This window comes from Cupriavidus sp. 96C5-1 (assembly GCF_057798855.1).
The window spans coordinates 323645-348923 of sequence record NZ_JBYOJU010000004.1 but is presented as its reverse complement, the minus strand read 5'-3'; the positions used below and the strand labels follow the sequence as shown (position 1 = coordinate 348923).

The following is a 25279-nucleotide window of genomic DNA, read 5'->3' as shown; positions in this document are numbered from 1 at the left end:
GGCGCATACTGTGAAGCCGGCGACCGCGAGGGTGGCCGGTTTCGCTTTGGGCGCCGGATCAGGCGGTGGCAACACCATTGCCGATCTGCCAGACATAGGGCGGCTCGGTGCCGTTGATTTCCCAGTCGCCCACGATGCGCTCCTTGTAGATCAGTGGATTGTGCGACGCAGCCGTGCGCGCGTTGCGCCAGTGGCGGTCGAGCAGCTTGCTCTCGCTGACGCCGGATGCGCCGAGCGCATTGAACAACTCGGTGGTAGCCTGCAACACCAGGTCCGCCACCACAATCTGCGCCTGTGCAGATTCGATCTCAGCGGCGACGTTGGCGTCGTTCTCGGCCTTGGCATCGCCGCCGAAACGCGCCTCGTAGGCGCGTTGCGAAGGGTGGGCCGCGCGCACCGCAGCCGCTTCGGCCGCGTAGATGCGTGCGGAGATCTTGCCCACCACCTGCAGCACCTGCGCATCCTCGCTGACGCGGCCGGCATTGCCGTGGCTGTACACGCGCGTGCGCCTGCGGACCTCGTGCGAGACGTCTCGCAGCGCCGCACGGCCGGTTCCCGCCAGAACGGCGAGCAGCACGAGCTGGTAGAAGGCGGTCTGGTATTTGAAACGGGTGGAGAAGCCGATGAGGTTCTCCTCCTCGACTCGTGCGTTGTCGAACACCGAGGTGCCGCTGCCGGTGGTGCGCTGGCCGAATCCGTCCCAGTCGTCGCTTTGGCGCACGCCGGGCTGGCGCGTGCTGATGGCGGCGATCACGTCTGCGCCGTTGTCGTCGCGCCGGGCGTAGACGTCGATCCAGTCCGCGAAGATGCTGCCCGTGCTGTAGTACTTGGTGCCGTTGACCACCCAGCGCTGGTCCTGGAACGACACGCGCGTGATGACCTCGCCCAGTTTGACAGTGCCGACTTCGGTCCACGCGTTGCCGACGATGTCGCCCGCGACGAAGCGCGCCAGCCACTTGTCGCGCGCCGCGCCAGGTGCTGCATTGATCCTGTCCTCCACGAAGGCGAAATGCCCGCGCAAGGCCTGCGGCAGGGCGGAGTCCGCCTCCGCCAATTCGATCAGCAACTGGATCAGCTGCGGCAGCGAGGCGCCGGCACCGCCGTGCTCGATCGGCACGCGCACTGCGCCGAAGCCGGCCTCCTTCAGCCAGGTCACCTGCTCGTACGGCAGCGTGCGACCGCGCTCGCGCTCGACGGCGCCTTCGGCGATGCGATGAAAGATGGGGCGGAAGCGGGCGGCCAGTTGCTCGTAATCCGTGCCGCGCGAAAGCGGCAGATGGCTGGGCTGACTTTCGGAGTTCATGGGTTGAATTATTTGGGGCTGTCGATGATGAATGCGGGAGCGCTTGTGAGCTCCTGCGTACCGGATACAGAGCACAACCCATGCCACAGGCGCCAAGGTAGAGAGGAATGGAGAGTATCGGCCTTGGGTCGGCAGCCGTTGCTGGCCCGGCAGCAGTTGGCTGCTGGGTGACTGCTGCCAAGCCAGCAAATCCGGGCAACATTGCGCTTAGTCAGTATCCGAACAAGCGAATACCTGGCGCGAATGGGACACGCTCATATATCCCCATCCTGCCCGTCGTCCTTGTGCCAGGGCTGCTGCGCTCGCCAGGAGCGGCCCGATACCTGGATTTCGCGCTCCGCGGGCAACCCTGTCGCCGCGCGGGCGACAAGTCCCGCAAAGGCATAACATTTGCTCAACGCCTTCACACATATTGGCATAGGACGTGTTGGCACATCGCTTACTACACTACCGGAATCTCAACAGCACGAACGAGACAGGAGTGTCATGGGCGATTTTGATTTGGTGGTACGAGGCAACCTTGTGGAAGCGCACGGCGTGGTCGAAGACGGCTGGCTGGCGGTACGCGAGGGGAGGGTTGCAGCACGCGGCACCGGTGCGGCGCCGGCCGCGCGCGATACCGTGGATGCGCGCGGTCGATGGGTCATGCCCGGGGTGATTGATGGACAGGTCCACTCCGGTAGCCAGCGCAACCAGGAAGGTCTGGGCTGGGCATCTCGTGCGGCAGCCGCCGGCGGCGTGACGGTGATGGTCGATATGCCCTACGATGACCCTGAGCCGGTCGCGGCGCGCGCGCAGCTGGATGCCAAGATCGCACAGGCCGAGCGCGACTGCCATGTGGACGTGGCCCTGTTTGGCACGTTGAATGCCACCCACGGCCTGCAGGCCGCCGCCGGCCTGATCGAGGGCGGTGTCTGCGCCTTCAAGTTCTCGACCTTCGAAGCCACGCCCGGGCGCTTCCCCCGCGTCGCGGAAGACGAGCTCTATGAGGCCTTCCGCCTGATCGCCCCGACGGGGTTGGCCTGCGGCGTCCACAATCAGATGCAGGAGCTGACGCGCAAGAATATCGCCCGCATGACCGAAGCGGGCGACACCGGCTGGGATGCCTTCCTGCGTGCCCACACGCCTTTGATCGAGAACCTGGCAACCGGCATCATCTATGAAATCGGCGCGCAAACCGGCGCGCGCGCGCATGCCGTCCATGTGTCCACGTCGCGCGGCTTCGAACTGTGCAATATGTATCGCCGCGCGGGCCACCGCGCCAGCATCGAAACGTGCGTGCAGTACCTCATGCTGAACCACGAGGAGCATACGCGCCGCTTCGGCGCCAGGACCAAGCACTATCCGCCGATTCGGCCCAAGGCCGAGGTGGATTTGTTGTGGACGCACATTGCGCGAGACGAGTGCACCTTTGTTTCTTCGGACCACGTCAGCTGGGGGCTGGAGCGCAAGCAGGATCCCAATGTGTTCAAGAACGCGTCCGGCGGGCCGGGGCTGGAGACGTTGCTGCCCGCCTTCTGGACCGGCTGCGAGGAGCACGGCATCACGCCGGCCATGGTGGTCAGGCAGCTCTGCCGGAACCCTGCGCGCCACTTCCTGCTGGACGACCGGAAGGGCTCGCTGGCGGTCGGCCACGATGCCGATATCGTGATCCTTGCCCCTGAGCGCCATGCCTTCGATCCCTCCGGCAGCCTGTCGGCAGTGCAATGGAGTGCCTTCGAAGGCCGTGAGTTCAGCGTGCGCGTGGCCGGCACCTGGTGCCGCGGCCAGCAGGTCTACGACGGCAAGCGCATCGTCAACAACAAGGGCGATGGCCGTTTCCTGCGCCCCCGCGTGGCTTGAGTCCGCATAGTCTGTCACTACTCACATTGAAATCCATGTCGAATACTCTCCCTCCCTTGAATGCCGAGCGCCTGTGGGCACGGGTCGAAACGCTGTCGCGCATGACCCAGCCCGAGGTTCCCTGGACACGCCGGGCCTTTTCGCCGATGTTCGCGGAAGCGCGCGCCTGGCTGCGCCAGGAGTTCGAGTCCGCTGGCCTGGCGGTGCATCAGGACGCCGGCGGCAACCTGGTGGGCCGGCGCGCCGGGCACGATCCGGAGCGCAAGCCGATTGTCACGGGGTCGCACTGCGACACGGTGGTCGGCGGCGGGCGCTTCGATGGCATCATCGGTGTGCTGGCTGGCATCGAGGTCGCGCATGCGATGCACGAGCATGGCGTCACGCTGGCGCATCCATTCGAGGTAATCGACTTCCTGTCGGAAGAACCCAGCGATTACGGCATCTCCTGCGTGGGCAGCCGGGCGCTGTCGGGCCAGCTCCATGCGGATATGCTGTCGGCCACCAATGCGAAAGGCGAAACGCTCGCCGAAGGCATACGCCGCATCGGTGGCGACCCGGCGGCGCTGGGCGCGCCCCTGCGCGGCGCCGGCGGCACCGCGGCGTTCGTGGAACTGCACATCGAGCAAGGGCCGGTGCTGGAAACCCGCAAGCTGCCGATCGGCGTGGTGACCAATATCGTGGGCATTCGCCGTGCGCTGATCACCGTCAAAGGCCAGCCTGACCATGCCGGCACCACGCCGATGGACATTCGGCGCGATGCGCTGGTTGGTGCCGCGCGCGTCATCGATGCCGCTTATCGCCACGCCAGTGCGCTCAGCGGAAATCCGCACTACGTCGTCGCCACTATCGGCCGCATTGCAATGACGCCGAATGTGCCCAACGCGGTGCCGGGCCACGTGGAACTGATGCTGGAGCTTCGCAGCGACAGCGAGCCGGTGCTGAGCAGCTTCCCCGAGGCGCTCATGGCCGCCGTGGCCCCCGATATCGCCGCGCTGCGGCTCACCGTGGACATGTCGCCGGTCAGCCGGGCGCGGCCCACCGATTGCGCGCCACTGGTCATGGATGCGGTGGAAGCTGCCGCCAGCCGGCTCGGCTATGCCTCGATGCGCTTGCCAAGCGGCGCGGGCCACGACGCGGTGTACATGGCGCCCACGGGCCCGATCGGCATGATCTTCATTCCTTGCCTGAATGGCCGCAGCCATTGCGCGGAAGAATGGATCGACCCCTCGCAGTTGCTCGATGGCACACGCGTGCTGTATCAGTCCGTGCTGGAGCTGGACACGGTACTCACTCGCGCCTGACAGCGGGCCCGATGCGTGCCGGCATCCTGTCGATGCCGGCACGCCAGCTTCCCTTCCGGCAAGCTGGCAGACCGCTAGAACTTGTGCCTTGCGCCGACTGCGAAGCTGGTGCCACCGGCCTGGTCCGTGATCTTGTCGTACATTGCCACCGCGTACAGGTCGGTCCGCCTGGACAGCAGGTAGTCGTAGCCGAGCGACACCGTGTCACGCCTGACTGTGGACTGCCATCCGTCGCTGCCCAGGCTGGCGCGATAGTCTCCGTCAGCCTTTACAGTCGTCCTGGCCCAGGACAACATGGCGGTTCCCTGCATGAGCGGCGCGCTCGCGCCAAGCTGCAGCGTGCTGGACTGAAGCTTGAAATGTGCGCTGTCAAAGCCATCGGGCAGCGCGTTGGACGCATGCTGATAGGTTGCGAACAACCTGGCCACGCGCAGATCGTAGGCACCGCCGACGAACCACGTTCCCTGCTCCCTGGCCGGTGTCAGCTTGTAGATTGCACCGGTCTGGCTGTTATAGGGCGTAAAGGAAAAGACGCCGGAATCGCCTGCGGCATTGTCGACGGGATTGTTGACCTTGACGCGCTGATAGTAGGTGCCTAAGGTCGCCGGGCCATTGCTGTACATCGCATTGACGCCAATATTGTTCTTGCCCGCATTGCCAGCCTGTTCGCCGAACTGATAGAACGCGCTCGCCACCAGGCCGCCGAGATTGGGCGTCACATACATGATCTCGTTGCTCCAGCCGGTGTCACCGGCTTCGGTGGCGGCCCATTTCTGTCCTCGCGTGTAGCCGCTCGACGCCTGCGTCTGCACCAGCAGCGGCGCGAAGGCAAACGAACCCCCAAACGGATTGAGCGAAACCGACGGAATAAAGTTGGGCGCCAGGTCGCGGCCCAGCGATACGCGGCCGAACGCGCCCCCCAGTCCGACGTTGGCGTCCCGCGAGAAGAGCGTGTCGGCATCGTAGCGCCCCGCGCCGCCGGTGTCGGGACGGAAGAAACTCGTCAGGTTGAACTGCGCCTTGAGGCCACCGCCCAGATCCTCGACGCCCTTGAGGCCCCACCAGGAAGTCGTCATCCCGCTACTGTTGACCACGCCTGTCCTGCCGGCTTCCCCGCTGCGCTTGAGCGATCCGGCGTAGGTGTCGACGACGCCGGTGATCTGGACACTCGAATCGGCATAGGCGCAGCTGGCCGCCGAAAGCGCAAGCAGGCCGAATATCCCGGGCAGGCGTGACGAGCGCGCAGGGGCGATCCTCCGGTTTGTTTTCCGGATCTTCATGGTTTCCTCTCCTTCTTGTGGTGTGGTCTTTTGCGGACTGACTGTTTGACGGGCCGCCGGAATCGGCATGGCCCGTCCTGCGTATCAGTCCTCGCGTGCCTTGGGCAGCAGGGAAATGGCGACAAGGGCGACGACAGCGGCGCCCATGACGTACAGCGCCGGCGCGAATGCCACGCCGGTCGTGTAGGTGATCCAGGTCAGGATCGCGGGAGCAAAGCCGCCCAACAGTGTGACGGCCGTGTTATAGGACAGCGACATGCCGGAGGAGCGCACCGCGGTCGGGAATATCTCGGACAAGGCTGCCGGCGCCACGCCGACGAATAGCGAGATCAGCGTACAGAACGCCGATTGGACGATCACCAGCGTCAATGTCGTGTGCGAGGACTGCAGCCACATCATCAGCGGATAGACGCAGACCAGCAGCGCGGCCGCACCGATGCGAAGGATGCGGTGCCGGCCGAAGCGGTCGGACAAGGTCCCGGCGAATACGCAGCCCGCGGTAAGGAAGATGTTGCCGATGAAGGCAGCCAGGAAGGCTTGCGATCCGGTGAAGCCCATCGATTTCTGCACATAGATCGGCATGAAGATGATCAGTGAATACGGGCCCGCTGCCCATAGCACCGAAAGGCCGAAGCCGGACAGCAGTTGCTTGGGGTATTCGCGCACGACCTGCAGCAGTGGCGCCTTCTTCGTGATGCCCAGTTGCTTCATGCGGGCCTCCTCCTGCTTGAAGTGCGGCGTCTCGTCCAGCGTCTTGCGCATCCACAGGCCAACCGGGGCGATCGCCAGTCCGACAATGAACGGAATCCGCCACGCCCATTCCGTGATCTCGTCCGGCGAATAGAGGGTAGTCACCAGGGTGGCCACCAGAGCGCCCAGGATATTGCAGATACCCATGCTGGCCTGCAGCCACGAGGCGTACTGCCCCTTCTTGTGCGCCGGTGCATGCTCGACCAGGAAAGCCGTTGCGCCGCCGACTTCGCCCCCGGCCGAGAAGCCTTGCAGCACGCGGCCGCATACGATCAGCAGCGGCGCGCCAACGCCGATGGCGGCATAGGGCGGCGCCGCCGCAATCAGCAGCGTGCCAAGCGCCATCAGCATGATGGTCATGGTCAGCGCGGCCTTGCGGCCCGCGCGGTCGCCATAGGAACCAAGCAGCAAGGCGCCCAGCGGGCGCGCCACATATCCCAGGCCGAATGCCATGAACGAGCCCATCAGTTGCACGGTCGGATTGTCGTTCTGGAAGAAATTCTGGCCGATGTAGACGGCGAACAGTGCGTAGACCGTAAAGTCATACCATTCCAGCGCATTGCCCGCCGAGGCGGCGATGACGGCGCGGCGCCCCGCGCTGGCGCTGCGAGCCTCATGGTCATTCCGCCCCATCGAGTCGTCTGCTGGTCTGCTCTCCGGATTGAGAACTACATCTTTCATGCCAATGCTCCTAATGTTCGCCATGTGGATTAATCGTCTCGCTAGGCCGCGGACTGTCGGAATACCTGGGTGACAAGTTCTTCTTCACGCGACCGGAACCGTGATCGCTGGGGGTTGTCTGTTCAGGCGACTGCAACATGGACGGCTGCGCCCTGCGTTGTTGCAGTCTTGATCGACGGGATATTAGGGAGCTCACCAGATAATGTCGCTTTCCTTTTTGTTGCCATTGCATAACGGCTTGTTATGGCAGGGCGATTGTGCCGCTTGTTGACGCGGCCACGCACTGGCGTTGCTCGAACTGCGTCAGACGGCATCTGGAAAATGCAGATGCATTGCAAACAATGCGTGCCCACAAATACAACCGGCCGGGCCGCAGAACACCACAGGAAAACCTGCGCCGGCATCTGCGGCGCGTCGAGGGAGCCAGCCCGTCAGGCTCCCAGTGACTTGAGGACGACAATAAATTCCTGTGCGAGGCGGGAGAGCGGTTGCAGCTCCAGGCGGAACACGTTGATTGGCGCATGCACGTCGGGCGTGATCGGCCTGGCCACCACGCCGGACCAGATTGGCCCCTTCATCGTGATTTCATCCACGAGCGCCACGCCCACGCCCGCCTGCACCATGGAACAAGCGACATGGGCCTGCTGCACTTCGATGCGCGGCACCGGCTGGCGGTCCTCGCTGCCGAAGACCTGCTGCACCAGCTGGCCAAACGGGATGTCGCTGCTATAGCCGACAAACGGCTCATCGATCAGGTCGCTGGGGTCAATGCATTCGCGTGCCGCCAGACGGTGATCCTTGGGCAACACCGCAACGATGCGATTCCTGTAGAGCGGAAGCACCTGGAGGCTGGGGTGGCCGATTGGCATGAACGTGATCCCCAACTCGACCTGGTGCGTCAGCAGGCCCTGCAGCAGGGCACCCGGGATCAGCGTGTGCAGCACAATCCTCACGTCCGGGTAGCGCTGGCAAAAGATCGCTACCGCCCGCGGCATCAGCGACTGGCCGATATTGGGGCTGCACGCAATCCGCAGCTGCCCTATACGATTCTCGGCCAGATTCTCGGCTACCTCGTTGACCCGCTGCACGCTCTGGTAGACGGCGCCGACCTCCTCGAACAAGCGGCGTGCCTCCGGCGTCGGATAGAGCCGCCCTTTGATGCGCTGAAAGAGGAGCAATCCCAAGCGCTGTTCCGTATATGAAATCAGCCGGCTCACGGCCGGCTGCGAGACATACAACAGCTTCGATGCCCCACTGATGGAGCCGCTCAGCATGATGGCCCTAAACACCTCAATCTGGCGCAGATTCAGCTTCATAACATCATGTTAATTAAGTCGAATATATAAGCATACGATGTTTTGCCACTGATTGGCCTAGACTCTCGCGAAAGCGCCGGGCTCGCTGCACCGGCAGCCTCGCATACACCGTCGTCTTCCGACGGCCGTCGCAACCGGCCGGCAAGAGTGGTCGCCGGATGCCTCGACAACCCAGCAATAGAAAGGAATAACCATGCGTATCAAGGAGCCCCGGCAGACAACGGGAAATCCCAGCCTGCAACGCCAGTCGCTGCGCGGCTTTGTCCAGTCCCTTGACGAGAGCGGCGAACTGATGCGTGTTTGCGGCCCGGTAAGCACCCAGTACGAGATCTCAGCCTATCTGGCGCAACTGCCTGACGGTCCCGCGCTGCGCTTCGAGACCATCTCCGGCCATGCGCTGCCTGCCGTCGGCAACCTTCTCAATTCATTGCCGCGCATTGCCCGCGGCATCGGCGCAATGCCCCAGACCCTGCAGCAGCGCATCGTCGACGCGATCGGGAGTGGCCTTGCACCGGTGCGCGTCGCCAACGCGCCCTGCCAGCAGACCGTCATCGACAGGCCGGACCTTCAGCGCGAGCTTCCTGCGCCGCTGTTTTTTCCGAGGGAAACCGGCGCCTACATCACGGCGGGCGTGATCTTCGCGCGTGACCGCGCCAGTGGCCGCGGCAATGTCTCGTTTGCCCGGGTCAAGCTGCTGGACGGCAATCGCGGCATGATCGGCATCGCGCCCAATCACCATTTGGCGGTCATGGCCGAGGCCGCCAGAAAGCGTGGCGAGAAACTCGAGATCGCGGTCGCGATCGGAAATCATCCCGCCGTCCTCATCGCCGCGGCGCTCTACCTGCGCCTGGGCGACGACGAACTTGAGGTGGCGGGCGCGCTGCTGGGCGAGCCGGTGCAGACCGTGGCCTGCCGCACCATCGACCTCGACGTACCGGCGCAATGCGAGATCGTGCTGGAAGGCGTGCTTGACGTGGGCAGCCGGCATGACGAACAGCTTGTGTCCGAGTACCACGGCATGTACGAGCCATACGGCGACGGGCCGGTCGCCGAGTTTCACTGCATGACGCGGCGCGACGATGCCTTTTTCCAGGTGATTCAGCCCGGCTACTATCCCGAGCACACCTTGATCGGCGGCGTCGCGATTGCTGCAGGCCTGGCACGCATGCTGCGCGCTGCCGCCATACCGGTGCGGGAGGTCGCCGTCGGGCATGGCGGCTGCGGCCGCCTGAACGCCGTCGTGAGCATCGCAGCCCATCGCGCAGGCGAGGCCAGGAAGGTGATGTTCGCGATCTGGGGCAACGTGAACCTTGTCAAGAACGTGACCGTCGTCGATGACGACATCGACCCCTGGGATTCCGCCCAGGTGGAATGGGCCGTTGCCACACGGATGCGGCCCGACCGCGACTTGCTGATTGCCCCGGGTGCGCGGACCGACCGCTCCGAGCCGATCAAGCAGGACGGCGTGGCCACCAAGATGGGAGTGGACGCGACCCGCAAGGCGAGCGATCGCCAGGACTGGCATCGCGCCGTCCCGCCGGCCGAGGTCATGGAACGCGTAAGGGCCAGACTGCACGCGGACGGTCGACTCGACGCCGGCCGCTCCGAGCGGAGGCCATAACGATGGATGCTCCCAATCGTCAGGCGCGCCGCCGCATTGTGGTCGGCATCACCGGCGCCTCCGGCGCCATCTACGGTATCCGGCTATTGCGCCTGCTGCGGGGTCTGGATGTGGAATCCCACCTGGTGATGAGCCGCTCGGCCCATCTCACGCTTAACTGCGAGACAGACCTGCGCCCCGCGGACATCCATGCCTTGGCAGACGTAGTTCACGCCAACGGCGACATCGGCGCCGCCATCGCCAGCGGCTCATTCCCTGCCGACGGCATGGTCATCGCGCCATGCTCGATCAGGACGCTCTCCGAGATCGCGAGCGGCGTCACCAGTTCCCTGATGTCGCGCGCTGCGGACGTGATGCTGAAAGAGCGCCGCCGGCTTGTACTGATGGTACGGGAAACCCCGTTGCACGCCGGGCACCTGCGCAGCATGGCCACCGTGACCGACATCGGAGCTATCGTCTATCCGCCTGTTCCAGCGTTCTACGCAAGACCCGCCAGCCTGGAGGAAATGGTCGACTATTCCCTCGGCAGGGTCCTGGATCTGTTCGGGCTGGACGCGCCGCTGGCGGGTCGGTGGAATGGGGTGGCGGCTAAACGGAATCCCGGGAATCCCGGGGATGCCGCACATGTTGCGTGACTTAGCCGGTCCTCCAATGTTCACTGTCCCGGTTTGGACGGCGTAGCTGAGCCGGCTAACGCGCCGGCTATCGCATCAAGACGGCGCCGCGAGGTATCTAACCTCGGGAAGCATTTCAAGCTATCGGAAGGAGACAGGCAGGAAAATCAGACTGGTCCGAAAGAAGGCTGGATATTTCCGAACCGGGAATGACGGGCGCCGCCGATAGAGCAGTAACCTCTGGGGCGCGTAAGGCGGCTGCCGGCGGCCCCCTGCGAGCAACCGCAAAACTGTGCTCCCCGGGCAAGCGCCCGTTTGTACGTACCTGGGCACGTCCGGGAAATCTAATCTGGTGACACCGCAACGATCCGGACCATGCCCATGCGCAGCACGGGCAGGCCGGACGCCGCTCCAGTCGTTACAGGACACCACGCCAATGAGCTCCCCGCCCCCTGAGAAAGGCTACATCGCCCCCTACACCCACCCCGCCGCCGGCTGGGGTGCGTTGAAGTACGTTGCCATCAACCTGATCAAGGAGAAGGTTGCCGGTGGCAAGTACAAGATGCTGTTCAAGCAGAACCAGGCGGATGGCTTCGACTGCCCCGGCTGTGCGTGGCCGGACCGGCAGCACGCCTCCACCTTTGAGTTCTGCGAGAACGGCGTCAAGGCCGTGGCCGCGGAGTCTACCAGCATGCGTGTCACGCCGGAATTCTTCGCGCAGCACACGGTCACGTCGCTGATGGCGCAGACGGATTTCGAGCTGGAACAGCACGGGCGGCTGACGCATCCCATGGTCTACGACCCACAGACCGACAAGTATCGTGCGATCGCATGGGACGAGGCCTTTGCGCTGATCGGGCGCCACCTGCGGGAGCGGCCGGATCCGAACCAGGCCGCATTCTATACATCTGGCCGGGCCAGCAACGAGGCTGCGTTCCTCTATCAGTTGTTCGTGCGTGCCTATGGCACCAACAACTTCCCCGACTGCTCGAACATGTGCCATGAAGCCACCAGCCGTGGCTTGCCGCTGACGATTGGCGTTGGCAAGGCCACCGTGGTGCTGGATGACTTCGAGCATGCCGACACCATCCTGCTGTTCGGCCACAACGCGGCGACCAACCATCCGCGCATGCTGGGCGAGCTGCGCGAGTGCGCGCGGCGCGGCGCCACCATCGTTTCGATCAATCCGCTGCGCGAACGCGGAGTGGAACGCTTTACCAGCCCGCAGCACCCGGTGGAGATGCTGACCGGCTCCAGCACCAGGATTGCCTCGATGTTCGTACAGCCCAGGCTGGGCGGCGATTTTGCGCTGATCAAGGGCATGGCCAAGCGTCTGGTCGAAATGGACGACGAGACCATCAGGCATGGCCGCGCGCGGCTGATCGATGTGGACTTCGTGCGCGAGCACACCATCGGCTTCGGCGACTTCGTCGACGACCTGCGCGCGGAAAGCTGGGCGGACATCATCTCGGAGTCGGGCGTATCGCAGGAGGATATCGATGCGCTGACCCAGGTCTACGCCAGGGGCAAGCGCGTGATTGCATGCTGGGGCATGGGGCTGACGCAGCACAAGCATTCCGTGCCGACGGTGCAGATCCTGTCCAATCTGATGATGATGCGCGGGAATATCGGGCGAGAGGGCGCCGGGCTGCTGCCGGTGCGCGGGCACTCGAACGTGCAGGGCGACCGCACGGTGGGCATCGAGGAAAAACCTGAAGATGCGTTCCTGGACCGGCTGCAGGCTGCATTCGGCTTCGAGCCGCCGCGCAAGCACGGCTATGACGTGGTCAACACCATTTCGGCGATGCTCGAGGGCAAGGTCAAGGTCTTCGTGGGCCTGGGAGGTAATTTCTCCACCGCCACGCCCGACACGCCGCGCACCTTCGAGGCACTGCGCCAGTGCGACCTGACCGTGAACATTGCCACCAAGCTCAACCGCAGCCATCTGGTGCATGGCAAGGCGTCGCTGATCCTGCCTACGCTCGGCCGAACCGAAATCGACCAGCAGGAGGGCGTGCCGCAGGGCGTGACCGTCGAGGACTCGGTCTGCATGGTCCATATCTCCTTTGGCATGAACGCGCCGGCGTCGCCGCACCTGCTGTCGGAGATTGCCATTGTCGCGCGCATGGCGGCCGCCACGCTCGGCTCGGACAAGATCGACTGGCTCTGGTATGCGCAGGACTATGCCCGCATCCGCGATGCCATTGCGCAGGTCCTCGATGGCTTCGAGAACTACAACGAGCGCGTCGCAGTGCCGGGCGGCTTCCACCTGACACCTGCGTCGCGCAACCGCGTCTGGCAAACGCCGTCGGGCAAGGCCCAGTTCCTGGTCAACCACATCGACAAGGACACCCCCATCAACCGTGCCCGCGAGCAGTATGGCGACAAGCTGATGGTGATGATGACGACGCGCTCGCATGACCAGTACAACACCACGATCTATGGCCCGGACGACCGCTATCGCGGCGTGTTCGGCCTGCGCCGGGTGGTCTTCATCAATGCCGCCGACCTGGCGCGGCTTGGCCTGAAGGCGGGGCAGCACGTGGACATCACCAGTGTCTGGGACGACGGCGTGCAACGCCATGTCGAGGACTTCGTGCTGGTCGAGTACGACATTCCGCAGGGCTGCCTGGGCGCGTACTACCCGGAGACCAATCCGCTGGTGCCGCTGGAAAGCACCGGCGATGGCTGTGGCACGCCCACGTCGAAGTCGGTGCCGGTATTGCTGAGTCCATCCCGCCGTCAGCCCGCCGTGGCGGCATAACCGGGCGAGCAGAGCCATGCGCATGGACGGAATACCCGGCGCCCGGCTACCCCAGGGCCGGCTGCGCGCCCGGCTGGAGTCCTTCCTGGGCATGGTGGAACTGGCGGGCCTGGTCGTGATCGGCCTGGCCACGACGTTCGCCATGGCACGGGAAGCGTGGAAGTTCACCGCCTTGGGCGTGTTCTCGATTACCGACCTGTTGCTGATGTTCCTGTACCTGGAGGTGCTGGCAATGGTGGTGCGCTACCTCAAGCTCGGGCAGCTGCCGGTGCGCTTCCCCCTGTACATCGCGATGGTGTCGCTGGCACGAGACCTGATCCTGCGCTTTAACGAGTCCACCGAGTTCCACATGCTGGCCTTGTGCGCGGGCGTGGTCATGCTGGCCTGCGGCGTGCTGATCCTGCGCTACGGGCAGTACCGCTTTCCCAGCAACGACGACCGGCAATCCGGCGCCGGCGAATGACAGGCGGGTGATGGGCGGGTGAAGCCCGCCGCGCGCAGGCATCTGTAAGTGCCGCGGATCGGCGCAACTGTACGCCCCGCGCGCTGGCGCCCATGCCTACCATCATTCCCGACACTACCCCACAACTCCCGGCCAGCGCCCGCCTCATGCCGGCGCGGCACCATGACTGGCGAGGCTTCCATGGATTGCACCGAACTGGTTGAACACTCAGGCTATGAAGCGCGCAGCATCGTGCGGCACAAGGACCACGCGGCGCAGCAGGCCACCGACAACGTGGCGGAGGAGCTCCCGGTGGCCCTGGTGTACAACGGCATCTCGCACGCCGTGATGATGGCGACGCCGCTGGACCTGGAGGCGTTCGCGGTCGGCTTTTCGCTGACCGAGGGCATCGTCGGCCACAACGCGGAGATCCACGACCTCGAAGTGCGCGTGCACCGGCACGGCGCCGAAGTGCGGATGGAGATCAGCGAGCGCGGCTTCGCCACCATGCGGGCCCGCCGGCGTGCGTTGGCGGGCCGCACCGGCTGCGGAGTCTGCGGCATCGAGAGCATCGACCTGCTCGACCTGGAGCCCGCGCGCATGCCGGAGCCGGCCAGGCGGCTGACGCCGTCGCGCGAGATGATCGAGCGCGCCGTCGCGGCGCTGCCGTCGCACCAGCGGCTGATGCGGGCCACGGGTGGCGTCCACGCCGCGGCCTGGTGCAATGAGGACGGCGAGATCCTGCATGTCTTCGAGGATGTCGGCCGGCACAACGGCCTGGACAAGCTGATCGGCCACCTGGCAATGCGGCGCGTGGCGATGGATGACGGCTTCGTGTTGCTGTCCAGCCGCGCCAGCTATGAACTGGTGCGCAAGGTGGCGCGCATGAACATCCAGCTGCTGGCCACGATCTCGGCGCCGACCTCGCTGGCAATCCGGATCGCCGAGCAGGCGGGTTTGCACCTGCTCAGCTTCTGCCGGCAGGACGGCTATGTCGACTATACCGGCACCGCATTGGGCGCCGGCAACAATGCGCCGGCCATGGGCGCTACGCAGGGAGGCGCGCATGCTGAGCTTTGACGAAGCGCAGGCCGTCTTCGCGATGTGCGCGGAGCCGGTGCGGGAAACCGAGACCGTGTGGCTGGGGCTGCTGACCGGCCGGGTGCTGGCGCGCGATCTGGTCGCGGTCATCGACACGCCCGCGGCGGACCGCAGCGCCATGGATGGCTATGCGGTGCGCTGCGAAGACTGTGGCGAAGGCGCCTGGCTGCCGCTGCAGCAGGTGGTCTACGCCGGCACACGGCCGCAGCCGCTGCTGCCCGGCCACGCCATCCGCCTCTACACGGGCGGGGTGATCCCGCGTGGCGCCGATGCCGTCGTTGCGCAGGAGGATGCCGCGGAGAGCTATCGGGGCGTCACCTGCGCCCGTGCGCCCGTGGCGGGCCAGCACATCCGGCGCAAAGGCGAGGATGCACGCCGTGGCGACCTGCTGCTGCCGGCCGGCACGCTGCTGCAGGCCGGGCATATTGCTGCACTGGCCTCCCAGGGACTGACGGAGGCGCCGGTCTGCCGGCTGGTGGAGGTGGCCATCCTGACCTCGGGCGATGAGGTGGCGGCGCATGATGAGCCGCGCGACGTGTACCAGGTGCATGACGTCAACGGCCCGATGCTCGAGTCGCTGGTGCAGTCCATGGGCGCCGTGGTCAGTTGCCACCGCCATGTGCAGGACGACGAGCGCGCCCTGCATGACATGCTGCGGGAACTGGCGGCTGACACCGACCTGGTGCTGGTCGCCGGCGGGGCTTCGGTCGGCCAGCGCGACCTGGTAGCCGCGGCGCTGGTCTCGGCCGGAGGCGAGCTGCTTTGCCGTGGGGTCAACATGAAGCCCGGCAAGCCGGTAACGGTAGGGCGCTTGTGCGGCAAGCCAGTGGTGTGCCTGCCGGGCAATCCGGCGGCGGCCTATGCCACCTTCGCCCTGCTGGTGACACCGCTGCTGCGCCGCCTGCAAGGCCGGGCAGAGTTGTTCCCGCCGGTGGGCCGGGTGCGGGCGTCGCTGGCGGGCGCACGCCCGCACCGTGGCGATGTCTTCTGGCGCGTGGGCGAAGTCGGCAATCTGGGCGGCCGCGAGGGTTTCGTGCAGGTCAGCGCACAGCAGGGCGCGGCCTCCGTGTCGGCGCTCGGCCAGGCCAGCGGCTTTGTGCGGGTGGATCCGCAATTCGCCGGGCAACTCCGGAATGTGCCCCTGCCGTACTATGATTTCCATCGTTGGCTCAGCTGACGGCAACCCGATGAAGGGTAGACTCAGTCACCAACCGGGCGGAAGTGAAACGGCAAGCAAGGGGAGCGCAGCGTGAAACTATATGAAAAGCTGGCTGCGGATATCGAGGCATTGGTGCAGCAAGGCGTACTGCTGCCAGGAGAGCGGATTCCCTCTGTGCGGCAGACCAGCCAGCACCACCGCATGAGCATCACCACGGTGATCCGGGCCTATGTCATGCTGGAGAGCCGCGGCATTATCGAAAGCCGGCCACAGTCCGGCTACTTCGTGCGCGCGCGGCCGGGCGAGCCCGCGTTCGAGCTGCGGCCGTCCAGGCCGAGTGCCAAGCCTTCGGCGGTGGATGTCAGCGCCCTGGTGCTTTCCACGCTGCGTTCAATCCGTTCCGATGACGCCGTGCCGCTCGGCTCGCCCTATCCGGACCCGTCGTTGTTTCCGTGGCAACGCATCAACCAGTACGCCAACAATATCGCGCGCCGCTATGCCAAGTGGACCATGCTGGACGACCTGCCGCCCGGCAGCCCCGAGCTGATCCGGCAGATCTCGCGCCGCTATCTCGAGAACGGCTATGCCATCGACCCCAACGAGGTGATCGTCACCATCGGCGCCACCGAGGCCATCAACCTTTGCCTGCAGGCGGTGGCCAGGCCCGGCGATACCGTCGCGGTGGAGTCCCCGACCTACTACGCGATGCTCCATGCCATCGAACGTCTGGGCATGCGCGCCATCGAGGTGACGACCGATCCGGTGGACGGCATCGATATCGGCGCGCTGGCGCGGCTGATCGACGAGAAGGGCGTGGCCGCCTGCATGGTGATGCCCAACTTCCAGAACCCGCTAGGCTTCCAGATGCCCGATGACAAGAAGCGCAGCCTGGTGGCCATGCTGACCGAGAAGAATATCCCGGTCATCGAGAACGACGTCTACGGCGAGCTCTACTATGGCGAGGCCCATCCGAGTTCGCTGAAGGCCTATGACAAGGTCGGTATCGTCCTGCATTGCTCATCCTTCTCCAAGACGCTGACCAATGCCTACCGGATCGGGTGGGCGCTGCCGGGCCGCTACCGCGAAGCGGTGGAACGGCTCAAGTTCCTCAATACGCTGACCACGCCTGCCATTCCGCAACTGGCGATCGCCGAGTTCCTGAAGAACGACGGCTACGACTTCCACCTGCGGCGGGTGCGCAAGGCCTATGCACAGCAGGCCAACATCATGGCCGCCGCCGTGCGCAGGTTCTTCCCCGAAGGCACTACCACCTCGCGGCCAGCGGGGGGCTATGTGCTGTGGGTGCAATTGCCGGAGGGCATTGATGCCATGGAGATGTACCACGCCGCGCTGGAGCACCGCATCACCGTGGCGCCGGGGCATATGTTCGCGCCCGGCGCCACGTACGGCAACTGCATCCGGCTGAACTACAGTTCGGAATGGACGCCCGGCATCGAGTCGGCCGTGCAGACGCTGGGCAAGATCGCGCAGCACCTGCTTGCGCGCAGCCGCGAGCCGGCAGAGGATGACCACGACCATGCAAGACGCTGATATCGATCCCGCCATCCTGACCGTGCTCCAGGTCCTGTACCAGGCCGGGAGCGAGGGCGGCGCCAGCCCCTGGTCGCTCGCCAAAATCGCCAAGCGGGTGCAACTGCCGATGAGCGTGCTGCGGCGCGTGCTGACGCAACTCCACTCCGCCGGGCTGGCCGACGCCGCAATCGACGCGGACGGCCGCGGGCACGCGAGCCTGACGCCAGCCGGCGCGGAGCTTGCCGCGCAGGCTTTCCCGGATATCGCCTGAGGCCTGCCTTCCAGTGGCTCAGCCGTGGCTCAGCCGCCCACCAGTGACATGCGCACCGTCGGGTACTGCCGCTTGCCGCTGGCCAGCCGGGCCGCGCGCAGCTCGGAATAGCGGTCGCCGCGCGCCTGCCATGCCTGGCGGACTGCCTGCGCTGCGGCTTCGGCCGGGCGGTCGGCACCCAGGTGCGGGCGCAGGTCGACCGAACTCGTGGCGAACAGGCACAGGTGCAAACGGCCGTCGACCGAAACGCGCGCGCGGGTGCAATCCCCGCAAAACGGGTGCGACACGCTGGAAATAAAACCCAGCTTCAGGCTGCCGTCCGCGAGCATATAGTTGCTGGCGGTCTCGCCGTCCCGCCTGGCAACCGGCAGCAGCGCATGCGCACGCTCGACCATGCCGCGGATCTCGCCGGAGGGGACCACGCGTGACTGTGACCACGCGCTGGGGCCTTCCACATCCATGTATTCGATAAAGCGCAGCGTGACGTCGCTGCCGCGAAAGTGTTCGACCAGCGGCAGCACCTGGGCGTCATTGGTGCCGCACTCGACCACGCAATTGACCTTGACCGGCGCCAGGCCCACGGCGCATGCCGCCTCGATCCCCTCCAGCACGCGGCCGACCGGGAAATCGACGTCGTTCATGGCGCGGAAGACCGGGTCGTCCAGGCTGTCCAGGCTGACCGTGACGCGGCCAAGGCCAGCGTCACGCAGCGAACGGGCCTTGCGGGCCAGCAGGCTGCCATTGGTGGTCATGGCCACTTCCACCTGGCCGCCGTCGAGGGTGCGCATGGCGGCAATGGCTTCGACCAACGACTCGATACCCTTGCGCAGCAGCGGCTCGCCGCCGGTCAGGCGCACCTTTTCCACGCCAAGGCTGACAAAGGCCCGCACGATCCGGAGCAACTCCGCATCGGACAGGCGTTGCTCGGGGGACAGGAACGGATAGTCGCGCCCGAAGCGCTCCTTGGGCATGCAATAGGTGCAGCGGAAGTTGCACCGGTCGATCACGGAGAGCCGCAGGTCCCGCAGTGGGCGGCCAAGCTGGTCCCGGCAGACGGCCGATGCCGGGTCCGCCGTGGCCGGATCCGCAACAAGCGCCTGAAGGTCAAGGCTGGCGGCGGCGGGCACTTCCTGCACAAGCGCAGCTTGCATGGCAAATCTCCCTGGAGCGATGGTGTGGGGCGCGGCGCGGCAGTCAAGTACCCGCGCCATGCAGTCCATGGTAGGGACGGATGGCTGCCGGGCAGGCGCACAAATCGCCGGAACCGGCACCAGAACAGTTTGCCGGGCGCGCCCGCGCGCGCTTCATTCGCGCGGCCCCTGGATGCTGACCGTGGCGGTCTGGCCGGCGATCAGATGTACCTCTGGCGGCACCTGGTCCAGCGAGATGCGCACCGGTATGCGCTGCGCCAGCCGTACCCAGTTGAAAGTCGGGTTGACGCTGGGAAGCAGGTTCGGCCCGCTGCCGCGGTCCTGGTCCTCGATGCCGGGCGCAATGCTCTGGACATGCCCGCGCAAGGGCGTGCGCAGGCCCATGATGCGGACTTCGGCAAGGCTGCCGACGCGGATCGCGGGCAGCTTGGTCTCCTCGAAATAGCCCTCCACGTACTGCGAGCCACTGGCCACCACCGACAAGGCGGGCTTGCCGCGGGTGGCAAAGTCGCCAGCCCGCGGCAGGCGGTCGCTGACGTAGCCGTCCACCGGGCTGGCCACGCGGCAGCGGGCCAGGTTCAGCCTGGCCACATCCACCGCGGCATCGGCGTCTTCCACCCGCGCCAGCGCGGCAGCCTCGGCCTCGGTGCCCGCCGGGCTGCGCCGGGCCTGGACCAGCGCCGCGCGTGCCGACGCGGCCTCGGCCTGCCCCTGTCTCAGGGCCAGGCTGAAGCGGTCCTGGTCGACCACGAACAGGACCTGGCCGCGATGTACCCGGGCGTTGCCGCCGATGAGCACGGCCGTGACCAGGCCCGAGACGTCCGGGGCCACCTGAACCACGTCCGCACGCACATGGCCGTCGCGCGTCCATGGCGCTTCGGTGTAGTACTGCCACAGATGCCAGGCGGCCAGCGCCGCGGCGCCCACGGCCACCACGGTCACCACAACGGGGCCGATCAGAGAAAGCTTGCGATTCATGATGGAGCGTGCCAGACGAGCGCGACGATTGCGCGCAGTACGAGGATATAGAGGGCGAAATTGAACAGGGACCGGTGCCACACAATGCGATAGAAGCCGATCCGGTCGAGCACGGTGCGCACGCCGGCGGTGACGGCGAACGCGGCCAGCATCCATGCCACGGTGGCCGGCACGAAGACGCCGTACAGGTCGAACTCAGTGGCATGCATTGGGGCCTCCGTCGATCGGTGCATGATGCGGGAACAGGGCCAGCCGGATGGTGGCGAGCGCAGCTAGCGCGGGGCGCAGGCTGCCATGCGCCGTTGCGGACAGCGCTACGAAGGCCTCGTCGATCTGCACGGCCAGTTCCGGTGGCGGCGTGCGGGCATGTCCGGCACGCGAGCACTGGCGGTAGTGGCGCGCGACCTCTGCCAGCATGCGTTCCACGGCACGGCGGCGTGGCGCCGGCAGGCCCGTGCAGGCGCGTCGCAAACCGAGCGCGGCGGATTCGACGAGGAAGTCGGCAACGGCGCTGCCGGCCTGCCCGGCATTTGCACTATTGCGCCGCATCAATGGCGGCCACTGGCGCAGCAGCCGGTCCAGCATGCGGCCGCGCAGCCGGGCGCTATTGACCGGCGCGCGCGGGTGCGCCGCCAGCGCGATCTCTTCCCAGTTTGCCCGGGCCAGCCGGTAGGCCACCAGTTGCTGGCCGAAGGGCTGCATCAGCACCGCCCACAAGGCGGCGAAGGCCAGCGCACCCATGCTCGCCAGGCTGCTGTTGAAGATGCAGGCAAAACTGGCGGCATTGAGGTGTTGCGGGCCTGGGAATGCCGCCGCCGTGACTGCCAGCAACACCCCGAACAGCGCGAAGCGCGGCTGCGTCGTCATCGCGCCGATGACCAGGCAGGGACCAAACAGCAAGGCGGCAAGCGAGCCAAAGTCATGGGCTAGCACCAGCACCACGAACTGGTAGTACCAGGACAGCAGCGCACAAGCCACGCTCCATGCGATCACCCGCCCGGCCACCAGCCGCGGCTCCTCGGTGGTGGCGATGAAGCAGCTGGCAAGGGCGGCCAGGCCGACCGGAACGGCGCCGTCCACCCAGCCTGACAGCATCCACAGCACGCCCGCCACGAACGCGGCCGAGCCGGCCGTGGCTGCGCGGAACAACAGCTGGGCGTGATCATGGTGCCGTGCCTGCCCGGCGGCTTCCACGCGATAGCGCAGCGCGGCGGGCTCGCGCCCGCCCTGGCGCAGGTTCGCCTGCAGCAGACGGCAGTCGTGCCACAGGTCGGCCAGTTCGTCGAGGTAGGTACAGGTCGTTGCGACCAGCCGTGCATGCCAGTCCGCCGGTGCGGCCTGCGCCGCGCCTGGCGGGAACCAGGATGGCACCGGCCGGCGCGCGCCTTCTTCGCCGGCGATCCATGCCAGCGCGGCGCGCATCCGTTGCGCGACGGCGTCGGGCAGGCCCGCAGGGTGCCGGCGCAAGGCGCCGGCGGCATCGGCAAGTGCCAGCACCAGCGGCAGCATGGCTGCCATCCGCTGATGCAGGGCGCGGGCACTGCGCAGTGTCTGCGTGCCGTCGGATTCATAGGTCAGCTGGGCAATCTGTGTTTGCATCGCCAGGATATCGGCGGCAAGCAGGCTGAAGCTGTCATGGCGACGCGCCGGACTGGCACCAGTGGCCAGCATGCCGCTGATCCAGCGCGAGGCGTGGGCCAGCCAGGCAGATGCGCGCGCGGCCAGCGCCGGCCTTGTCCTCACGGGAAAGACCACGGCGCTGACCACGCTGGCGCAGACGATGCCGATCACGATTTCCTCGATCCGGGCGAGCGCCACATCGAAGACGGTGGCCGGCGCGGCCACCGTCGGCAGCGCCACGATCGGCAGCGTATAGGCAGCCAGCAGGCAGATGTAGTTACGCGGCGCCGGTTCCAGCAGGGACAGGTAGAGCAGGGTGCCGGTCCAGCACGCGATCGCCGCCATCAGCCGCACGGGCTCGTCGACCAGCCAGGGGACCAGCGCCACTGCGCAGATGGCGCCCAGCAGCGTACCGGCAACGCGGAAGGTGCCCTTGGCATAGGTGGCGCCGGCCTGCGGGCTGGACACCAGGTAGACGGTGGCCATGGCCCAGTAGGGACGCGGCAGGCCAAGCGCCAGCGCCGCGTAAAGCGCCAGCATCGCGGCACCGAATACCTTGAGGGAATGGATCCACGGCCGAAGCTCTGGATATTCGCCTCGTATCGTTGCCAGCGCGCCGAGCGTGAACGGCGCCGCGCGGGAAAGCAGGCTGGAGGACGGCATGACTTCAGCTGGCAAGCCCGGCCGCACGCATCAGCAGCCGCATCAGGCTGGCGCAGACGAAGACCGTGCCGACTCCCGCCAGCCAGAGGACCAGCAGCCAGCCAAGACGGGCCGCCAGCCGTGAGCGCACGATGCCGGCCATCAGTGGTAGCCCTCCCCGCGCTTGACCTTGCCGCGGAACACGTAATACGACCATGCGGTGTAGGCCAGGATGATCGGCACGATGAACAGGGTGCCGACCAGCGCGAAGCCCTGGCTTTGCGGGGGCGACGACGCATCGAAGATCGTGATCGATGGCGGGATGATGTTGGGCCAGATGCTGATGGCCAGCCCGGTATAGCCCATGAAGATCATCAGCAGCGCGTACAGGAACGGCGCCACGTTGGGCTTGCCACGCAGGGCGCGATAGATGCCGGCGGCCGAGGCCAGCACCAGCAGCGGCACCGGCAGGAAGAAGAACAGGTCAGGCAGCGCGAACCAGCGCTGCGCGATCTCCGGATGGGTCAGCGGCGTCCACACGCTGACCGCGGCGATCATCGCCAGCATCACGCCGGTCAGCACGTTGGTCACGCGCAGCATGGTCCATTGCAGCCGGCCCTCGGTCTTCATGATGAGCCAGGTGACGCCGAGGAAGGCGTAGGTAATCACCACGCCCACGCCGCAGAAAACCGGGAACGGCGCCAGCCAGTCGAGCGCGCCGCCGGTGAAGGTGGTGCCTTCCATGGCAATGCCGTCGATATAGGCGCCCAGCGTCACGCCCTGGAAGAAGGCCGCAGTGACTGAGCCCCACGTGAAGGCGGCGTCCCAGTAGGGGCGGCTGCGGTCGCTCGCCTTGAAGCGGAACTCGAAGGCCACGCCGCGGAAGATCAGCCCCATCAGCATGAACATCAGCGGCAGGTAGAAGGCAGTGAGCAGCACCGAGTAGGCCAGCGGGAAGGCGCACAGCAGCGCCGCGCCGCCCAGCACCAGCCAGGTTTCGTTGCCGTCCCAGACCGGCGCCACCGTGTTCATCATGACGTCGCGGTCATAGCGGTCGCCGACGAAGGGGAAGAGAATGCCGATGCCAAGATCGAATCCGTCCATGATGACGTACATCATCACGCCGAAGAAGATCAGGGCGGCCCAGATAACGGGAAGGTTGATACCCATGTCGATCACCAGTTCAGATTTCGCGGCGGCCGTGCCGGGCCATCGCGTTGGGTGCGCAAGCCGCGGCGATGGCCGCGGGAACGACGCTGCCCGGGCCGTAGGACGGCTCGTCGTGCGGATGCGTGCCAGGGGCGGGGCCGGCGCTGGCCAGCTTGAGCATGTAGCGGATGCCCACGCCGAAGCAGACGAAGTAGACCGCCACGAACAGCGCCAGCGACAGCGCCACCGGGCCAGCCGCATGCGCGGAAACGGCATCATGGGTACGCAGCAGCCCATAGACCACCCACGGCTGGCGGCCGATCTCGGTGGTCATCCAGCCGGCCAGCAGCGCGATCAGGCCGGCGGGGCCCATCAGCACCGCGAGGCGCAGGAATGCCCTGGACCGGTACAGGGCGCCGTTGCGGCGCAGTACGCATCCCAGCAGGCCGAACAGGATCATCGCCACGCCCAGGCCAACCATGGCGCGGAAGGTGAAGAACAGCACCGTGGCATTGGGGCGGTCTTCCCTGGGGAAGTCCTTCAGGCCACGGATCTGGCCGTCAAGGCTGTGCGTCAGGATCAGGCTGCCCAGGCGCGGGATCTCGATAGCGTAGCGGGTTTCCTCGCGCTCCATGTCCGGAATGCCGATGACGATCAGCGGGAAGCCGCCCTTGTCATTCCTGGCGGCGGTGTTCCAGTGCCCTTCCATCGCCGCGATCTTGGCGGGCTGGTGCTCCAGCGTGTTCAGGCCGTGGGCGTCACCCACCACCGCCTGAACGGGCGCCGCGATCAGCACCATCCACAGGGCCATCGACAGCATCTTGCGGGCGGCGGGCACGGCACGGTCATGCAGCAATTGCCAGGCCGACGATGCCGCCACGAATAGTGCAGTGGACAGCAGCGCGGCGATGACCATGTGCGTAAGGCGGTAGGGGAACGACGGGTTGAAGATCACCTCGAGCCAGTCGGTCGGCACCACCTTGCCGGCAACGATGACGTAGCCGGCAGGCGTATGCATCCAGCTGTTGGACGCCAGGATCCAGGTGGAGGAAATCATGGTGCCGAGCGCCACCATCACCGTCGAGAAGAAATGCAGCCCCGGCCCGACGCGGTTCCAGCCGAACAGCATCACGCCAAGGAAGCCCGCTTCCAGGAAGAAGGCGGTCAGCACCTCGTAGGTCAGCAGCGGTCCGGTGACGCCCCCCGCAAACTGCGAGAAGCCCGACCAGTTGGTACCGAACTCATAGGCCATGACCAGGCCGGAAACGACCCCCATGCCGAAGTTCAATGCGAAGATCTTGATCCAGAACTGGTACAGGGTCTTGTACACGGCGTCCTGGGTGTAGAGCCAGCGTGCTTCCAGGAACGCCAGGAAACATGCCAGCCCGATCGTGATGGCGGGAAATAAGATGTGAAAGGAAACCGTGAATCCGAACTGGATTCGAGCGAGTTCCAGCGCTGTGAGTCCGTGCATCGATGTGCTCTCCGTGGGGTTGCCGCCGGCACGACGGCGTGTCGCGCGACACTACGGACAAGCGTAGGGACTGCAGCCTGCCCGCGAAGGATACAGTTCTTGCGGAACCGCTAAAGCTCAGTTTGCAGAGCCGGAAGACGCGCTTGCCAGGCGCCGCAAAGCAAATACAGATAGCGCTATGGCGCGGGATCACAGTCATGGATGGAGCCCGCTGCATCGACGATCCGGAACCAGCTCCATGGGCTGCGCCGGCGGCCGCTGCATTGACGGACCGGGATGCAGCGGAC

General features: G+C 66.1%; 21 protein-coding genes. 10 read left to right on the top strand and 11 right to left on the bottom strand.

The features are described from left to right. Positions 1–58: 58 nt before the first annotated feature. Positions 59–1303: an acyl-CoA dehydrogenase family protein gene (locus AC3FOF_RS08255; RefSeq protein WP_017227180.1), complete on the bottom strand. Its 1245-nt coding sequence runs from the start codon at positions 1301–1303 to the stop codon at positions 59–61. Positions 1304–1789: 486 nt separating this feature from the next. Here AC3FOF_RS08255 and ertD point away from each other — a divergent pair, with 486 nt between their 5' ends. Both ertD and ertE read left to right on the top strand, forming a co-directional pair. Continuing rightward, on the top strand, positions 1790–3145 hold the full coding sequence (gene ertD, locus AC3FOF_RS08250) for a hydantoin-5-propionate amidohydrolase (RefSeq protein WP_017227181.1): 1356 nt from the start codon (positions 1790–1792) through the stop codon (positions 3143–3145). A gap of 35 nt (positions 3146–3180) precedes the next feature. Then, positions 3181–4446: an N-carbamyl-l-glutamate amidohydrolase ErtE gene (ertE, locus tag AC3FOF_RS08245; protein WP_488726273.1), complete on the top strand. Its 1266-nt coding sequence runs from the start codon at positions 3181–3183 to the stop codon at positions 4444–4446. A gap of 74 nt (positions 4447–4520) precedes the next feature. Here the strand turns inward: ertE and AC3FOF_RS08240 are convergent, their stop codons facing one another. The 3 genes from AC3FOF_RS08240 to AC3FOF_RS08230 all read right to left on the bottom strand — a co-directional run bounded on the left by AC3FOF_RS08240 (position 4521) and on the right by AC3FOF_RS08230 (position 8473). Continuing rightward, on the bottom strand, positions 4521–5726 hold the full coding sequence (locus AC3FOF_RS08240) for a porin (protein ID WP_488726272.1): 1206 nt from the start codon (positions 5724–5726) through the stop codon (positions 4521–4523). 84 nt (positions 5727–5810) lie between these two features. Beyond that, positions 5811–7109, bottom strand: coding sequence for an MFS transporter (locus AC3FOF_RS08235; RefSeq protein ID WP_488726306.1), 1299 nt, complete (start codon positions 7107–7109; stop codon positions 5811–5813). Between the two features lie 479 nt (positions 7110–7588). Next, the gene (locus AC3FOF_RS08230) at positions 7589–8473 is read right to left on the bottom strand and encodes a LysR family transcriptional regulator (RefSeq protein ID WP_017227185.1); all 885 of its coding nucleotides are present in this window, start codon (positions 8471–8473) and stop codon (positions 7589–7591) included. 193 nt (positions 8474–8666) lie between these two features. Between AC3FOF_RS08230 and AC3FOF_RS08225 the strand changes: the two genes are divergently transcribed. The 8 genes from AC3FOF_RS08225 (at position 8667) to AC3FOF_RS08190 (ending at position 17978) form a co-directional block, all read left to right on the top strand. Next, positions 8667–10094: a UbiD family decarboxylase gene (locus tag AC3FOF_RS08225; protein WP_488726271.1), complete on the top strand. Its 1428-nt coding sequence runs from the start codon at positions 8667–8669 to the stop codon at positions 10092–10094. 2 nt (positions 10095–10096) lie between these two features. Further along, positions 10097–10729 carry a UbiX family flavin prenyltransferase gene (locus AC3FOF_RS08220; RefSeq protein ID WP_017227187.1) on the top strand — a complete coding sequence of 211 codons (633 nt, stop codon included), beginning with the start codon at positions 10097–10099 and terminating at the stop codon, positions 10727–10729. Between the two features lie 415 nt (positions 10730–11144). After that, positions 11145–13472 carry an FdhF/YdeP family oxidoreductase gene (locus AC3FOF_RS08215; protein WP_488726270.1) on the top strand — a complete coding sequence of 776 codons (2328 nt, stop codon included), beginning with the start codon at positions 11145–11147 and terminating at the stop codon, positions 13470–13472. A gap of 16 nt (positions 13473–13488) precedes the next feature. Further along, on the top strand, positions 13489–13935 hold the full coding sequence (locus tag AC3FOF_RS08210) for a phosphate-starvation-inducible protein PsiE (protein ID WP_017227189.1): 447 nt from the start codon (positions 13489–13491) through the stop codon (positions 13933–13935). Between the two features lie 180 nt (positions 13936–14115). Continuing rightward, a complete protein-coding gene (gene fdhD / locus AC3FOF_RS08205; protein ID WP_488726269.1) occupies positions 14116–14994 on the top strand; it encodes a formate dehydrogenase accessory sulfurtransferase FdhD in 879 nt (292 codons plus the stop codon). Beyond that, the gene (locus tag AC3FOF_RS08200; protein WP_488726268.1) at positions 14981–16192 is read left to right on the top strand and encodes a molybdopterin molybdotransferase MoeA; all 1212 of its coding nucleotides are present in this window, start codon (positions 14981–14983) and stop codon (positions 16190–16192) included. Before fdhD ends, AC3FOF_RS08200 begins: the two co-directional genes overlap by 14 nt. A gap of 72 nt (positions 16193–16264) precedes the next feature. Continuing rightward, complete coding sequence (locus tag AC3FOF_RS08195) at positions 16265–17725, top strand: aminotransferase-like domain-containing protein (RefSeq protein WP_017227424.1); 1461 nt, start codon at positions 16265–16267, stop codon at positions 17723–17725. Further along, positions 17712–17978: a helix-turn-helix domain-containing protein gene (locus AC3FOF_RS08190; RefSeq protein WP_276268802.1), complete on the top strand. Its 267-nt coding sequence runs from the start codon at positions 17712–17714 to the stop codon at positions 17976–17978. The genes AC3FOF_RS08195 and AC3FOF_RS08190 overlap by 14 nt, the downstream gene beginning before the upstream one ends. 29 nt (positions 17979–18007) lie before the next feature. Here the strand turns inward: AC3FOF_RS08190 and moaA are convergent, their stop codons facing one another. The 7 genes from moaA to AC3FOF_RS08155 form a co-directional block, all read right to left on the bottom strand. Then, positions 18008–19129, bottom strand: coding sequence for a GTP 3',8-cyclase MoaA (gene moaA / locus AC3FOF_RS08185; protein ID WP_488726267.1), 1122 nt, complete (start codon positions 19127–19129; stop codon positions 18008–18010). A gap of 153 nt (positions 19130–19282) precedes the next feature. Further along, positions 19283–20107 carry an HlyD family secretion protein gene (locus AC3FOF_RS08180; RefSeq protein WP_276268804.1) on the bottom strand — a complete coding sequence of 275 codons (825 nt, stop codon included), beginning with the start codon at positions 20105–20107 and terminating at the stop codon, positions 19283–19285. Then, entirely contained in the window at positions 20104–20316 is a 213-nt protein-coding gene (locus AC3FOF_RS08175) for a DUF1656 domain-containing protein (protein WP_276268805.1), read from the bottom strand. Before AC3FOF_RS08175 ends, AC3FOF_RS08180 begins: the two co-directional genes overlap by 4 nt. After that, positions 20303–22390, bottom strand: coding sequence for an FUSC family protein (locus AC3FOF_RS08170; RefSeq protein ID WP_488726266.1), 2088 nt, complete (start codon positions 22388–22390; stop codon positions 20303–20305). Before AC3FOF_RS08170 ends, AC3FOF_RS08175 begins: the two co-directional genes overlap by 14 nt. Positions 22391–22394: 4 nt before the next feature. Continuing rightward, positions 22395–22532 (bottom strand): DUF2474 family protein, encoded by a 138-nt coding sequence (locus AC3FOF_RS08165; protein ID WP_276268807.1) that lies wholly within the window; start codon positions 22530–22532, stop codon positions 22395–22397. Further along, positions 22532–23539, bottom strand: a complete 1008-nt coding sequence (gene cydB, locus AC3FOF_RS08160; RefSeq protein ID WP_488726265.1) for a cytochrome d ubiquinol oxidase subunit II — start codon at positions 23537–23539, stop codon at positions 22532–22534. Before cydB ends, AC3FOF_RS08165 begins: the two co-directional genes overlap by 1 nt. Positions 23540–23552: 13 nt before the next feature. Beyond that, entirely contained in the window at positions 23553–24992 is a 1440-nt protein-coding gene (locus AC3FOF_RS08155; protein WP_017224754.1) for a cytochrome ubiquinol oxidase subunit I, read from the bottom strand. Positions 24993–25279: the final 287 nt, after the last annotated feature.

What these genes read in the sequence shown, in the direction of transcription:
- AC3FOF_RS08165 (WP_276268807.1), bottom strand. Translation starts at nt 22,532, where the DNA reads ATGGCCGGCATCGTGCGCTCACGGCTGGCGGCCCGTCTTGGCTGGCTG.
- AC3FOF_RS08255 (WP_017227180.1), bottom strand. Translation starts at nt 1,303, where the DNA reads ATGAACTCCGAAAGTCAGCCCAGCCATCTGCCGCTTTCGCGCGGCACG.
- AC3FOF_RS08230 (WP_017227185.1), bottom strand. Translation starts at nt 8,473, where the DNA reads ATGAAGCTGAATCTGCGCCAGATTGAGGTGTTTAGGGCCATCATGCTG.
- AC3FOF_RS08180 (WP_276268804.1), bottom strand. Translation starts at nt 20,107, where the DNA reads ATGAATCGCAAGCTTTCTCTGATCGGCCCCGTTGTGGTGACCGTGGTG.
- AC3FOF_RS08170 (WP_488726266.1), bottom strand. Translation starts at nt 22,390, where the DNA reads ATGCCGTCCTCCAGCCTGCTTTCCCGCGCGGCGCCGTTCACGCTCGGC.
- ertE (WP_488726273.1), top strand. Translation starts at nt 3,181, where the DNA reads ATGTCGAATACTCTCCCTCCCTTGAATGCCGAGCGCCTGTGGGCACGG.
- fdhD (WP_488726269.1), top strand. Translation starts at nt 14,116, where the DNA reads ATGGATTGCACCGAACTGGTTGAACACTCAGGCTATGAAGCGCGCAGC.
- AC3FOF_RS08175 (WP_276268805.1), bottom strand. Translation starts at nt 20,316, where the DNA reads ATGCATGCCACTGAGTTCGACCTGTACGGCGTCTTCGTGCCGGCCACC.
- cydB (WP_488726265.1), bottom strand. Translation starts at nt 23,539, where the DNA reads ATGGGTATCAACCTTCCCGTTATCTGGGCCGCCCTGATCTTCTTCGGC.
- AC3FOF_RS08240 (WP_488726272.1), bottom strand. Translation starts at nt 5,726, where the DNA reads ATGAAGATCCGGAAAACAAACCGGAGGATCGCCCCTGCGCGCTCGTCA.
- AC3FOF_RS08235 (WP_488726306.1), bottom strand. Translation starts at nt 7,109, where the DNA reads ATGGGGCGGAATGACCATGAGGCTCGCAGCGCCAGCGCGGGGCGCCGC.
- AC3FOF_RS08190 (WP_276268802.1), top strand. Translation starts at nt 17,712, where the DNA reads ATGCAAGACGCTGATATCGATCCCGCCATCCTGACCGTGCTCCAGGTC.
- AC3FOF_RS08215 (WP_488726270.1), top strand. Translation starts at nt 11,145, where the DNA reads ATGAGCTCCCCGCCCCCTGAGAAAGGCTACATCGCCCCCTACACCCAC.
- AC3FOF_RS08225 (WP_488726271.1), top strand. Translation starts at nt 8,667, where the DNA reads ATGCGTATCAAGGAGCCCCGGCAGACAACGGGAAATCCCAGCCTGCAA.
- AC3FOF_RS08210 (WP_017227189.1), top strand. Translation starts at nt 13,489, where the DNA reads ATGCGCATGGACGGAATACCCGGCGCCCGGCTACCCCAGGGCCGGCTG.
- AC3FOF_RS08155 (WP_017224754.1), bottom strand. Translation starts at nt 24,992, where the DNA reads ATGCACGGACTCACAGCGCTGGAACTCGCTCGAATCCAGTTCGGATTC.
- moaA (WP_488726267.1), bottom strand. Translation starts at nt 19,129, where the DNA reads ATGCAAGCTGCGCTTGTGCAGGAAGTGCCCGCCGCCGCCAGCCTTGAC.
- AC3FOF_RS08220 (WP_017227187.1), top strand. Translation starts at nt 10,097, where the DNA reads ATGGATGCTCCCAATCGTCAGGCGCGCCGCCGCATTGTGGTCGGCATC.
- ertD (WP_017227181.1), top strand. Translation starts at nt 1,790, where the DNA reads ATGGGCGATTTTGATTTGGTGGTACGAGGCAACCTTGTGGAAGCGCAC.
- AC3FOF_RS08200 (WP_488726268.1), top strand. Translation starts at nt 14,981, where the DNA reads ATGCTGAGCTTTGACGAAGCGCAGGCCGTCTTCGCGATGTGCGCGGAG.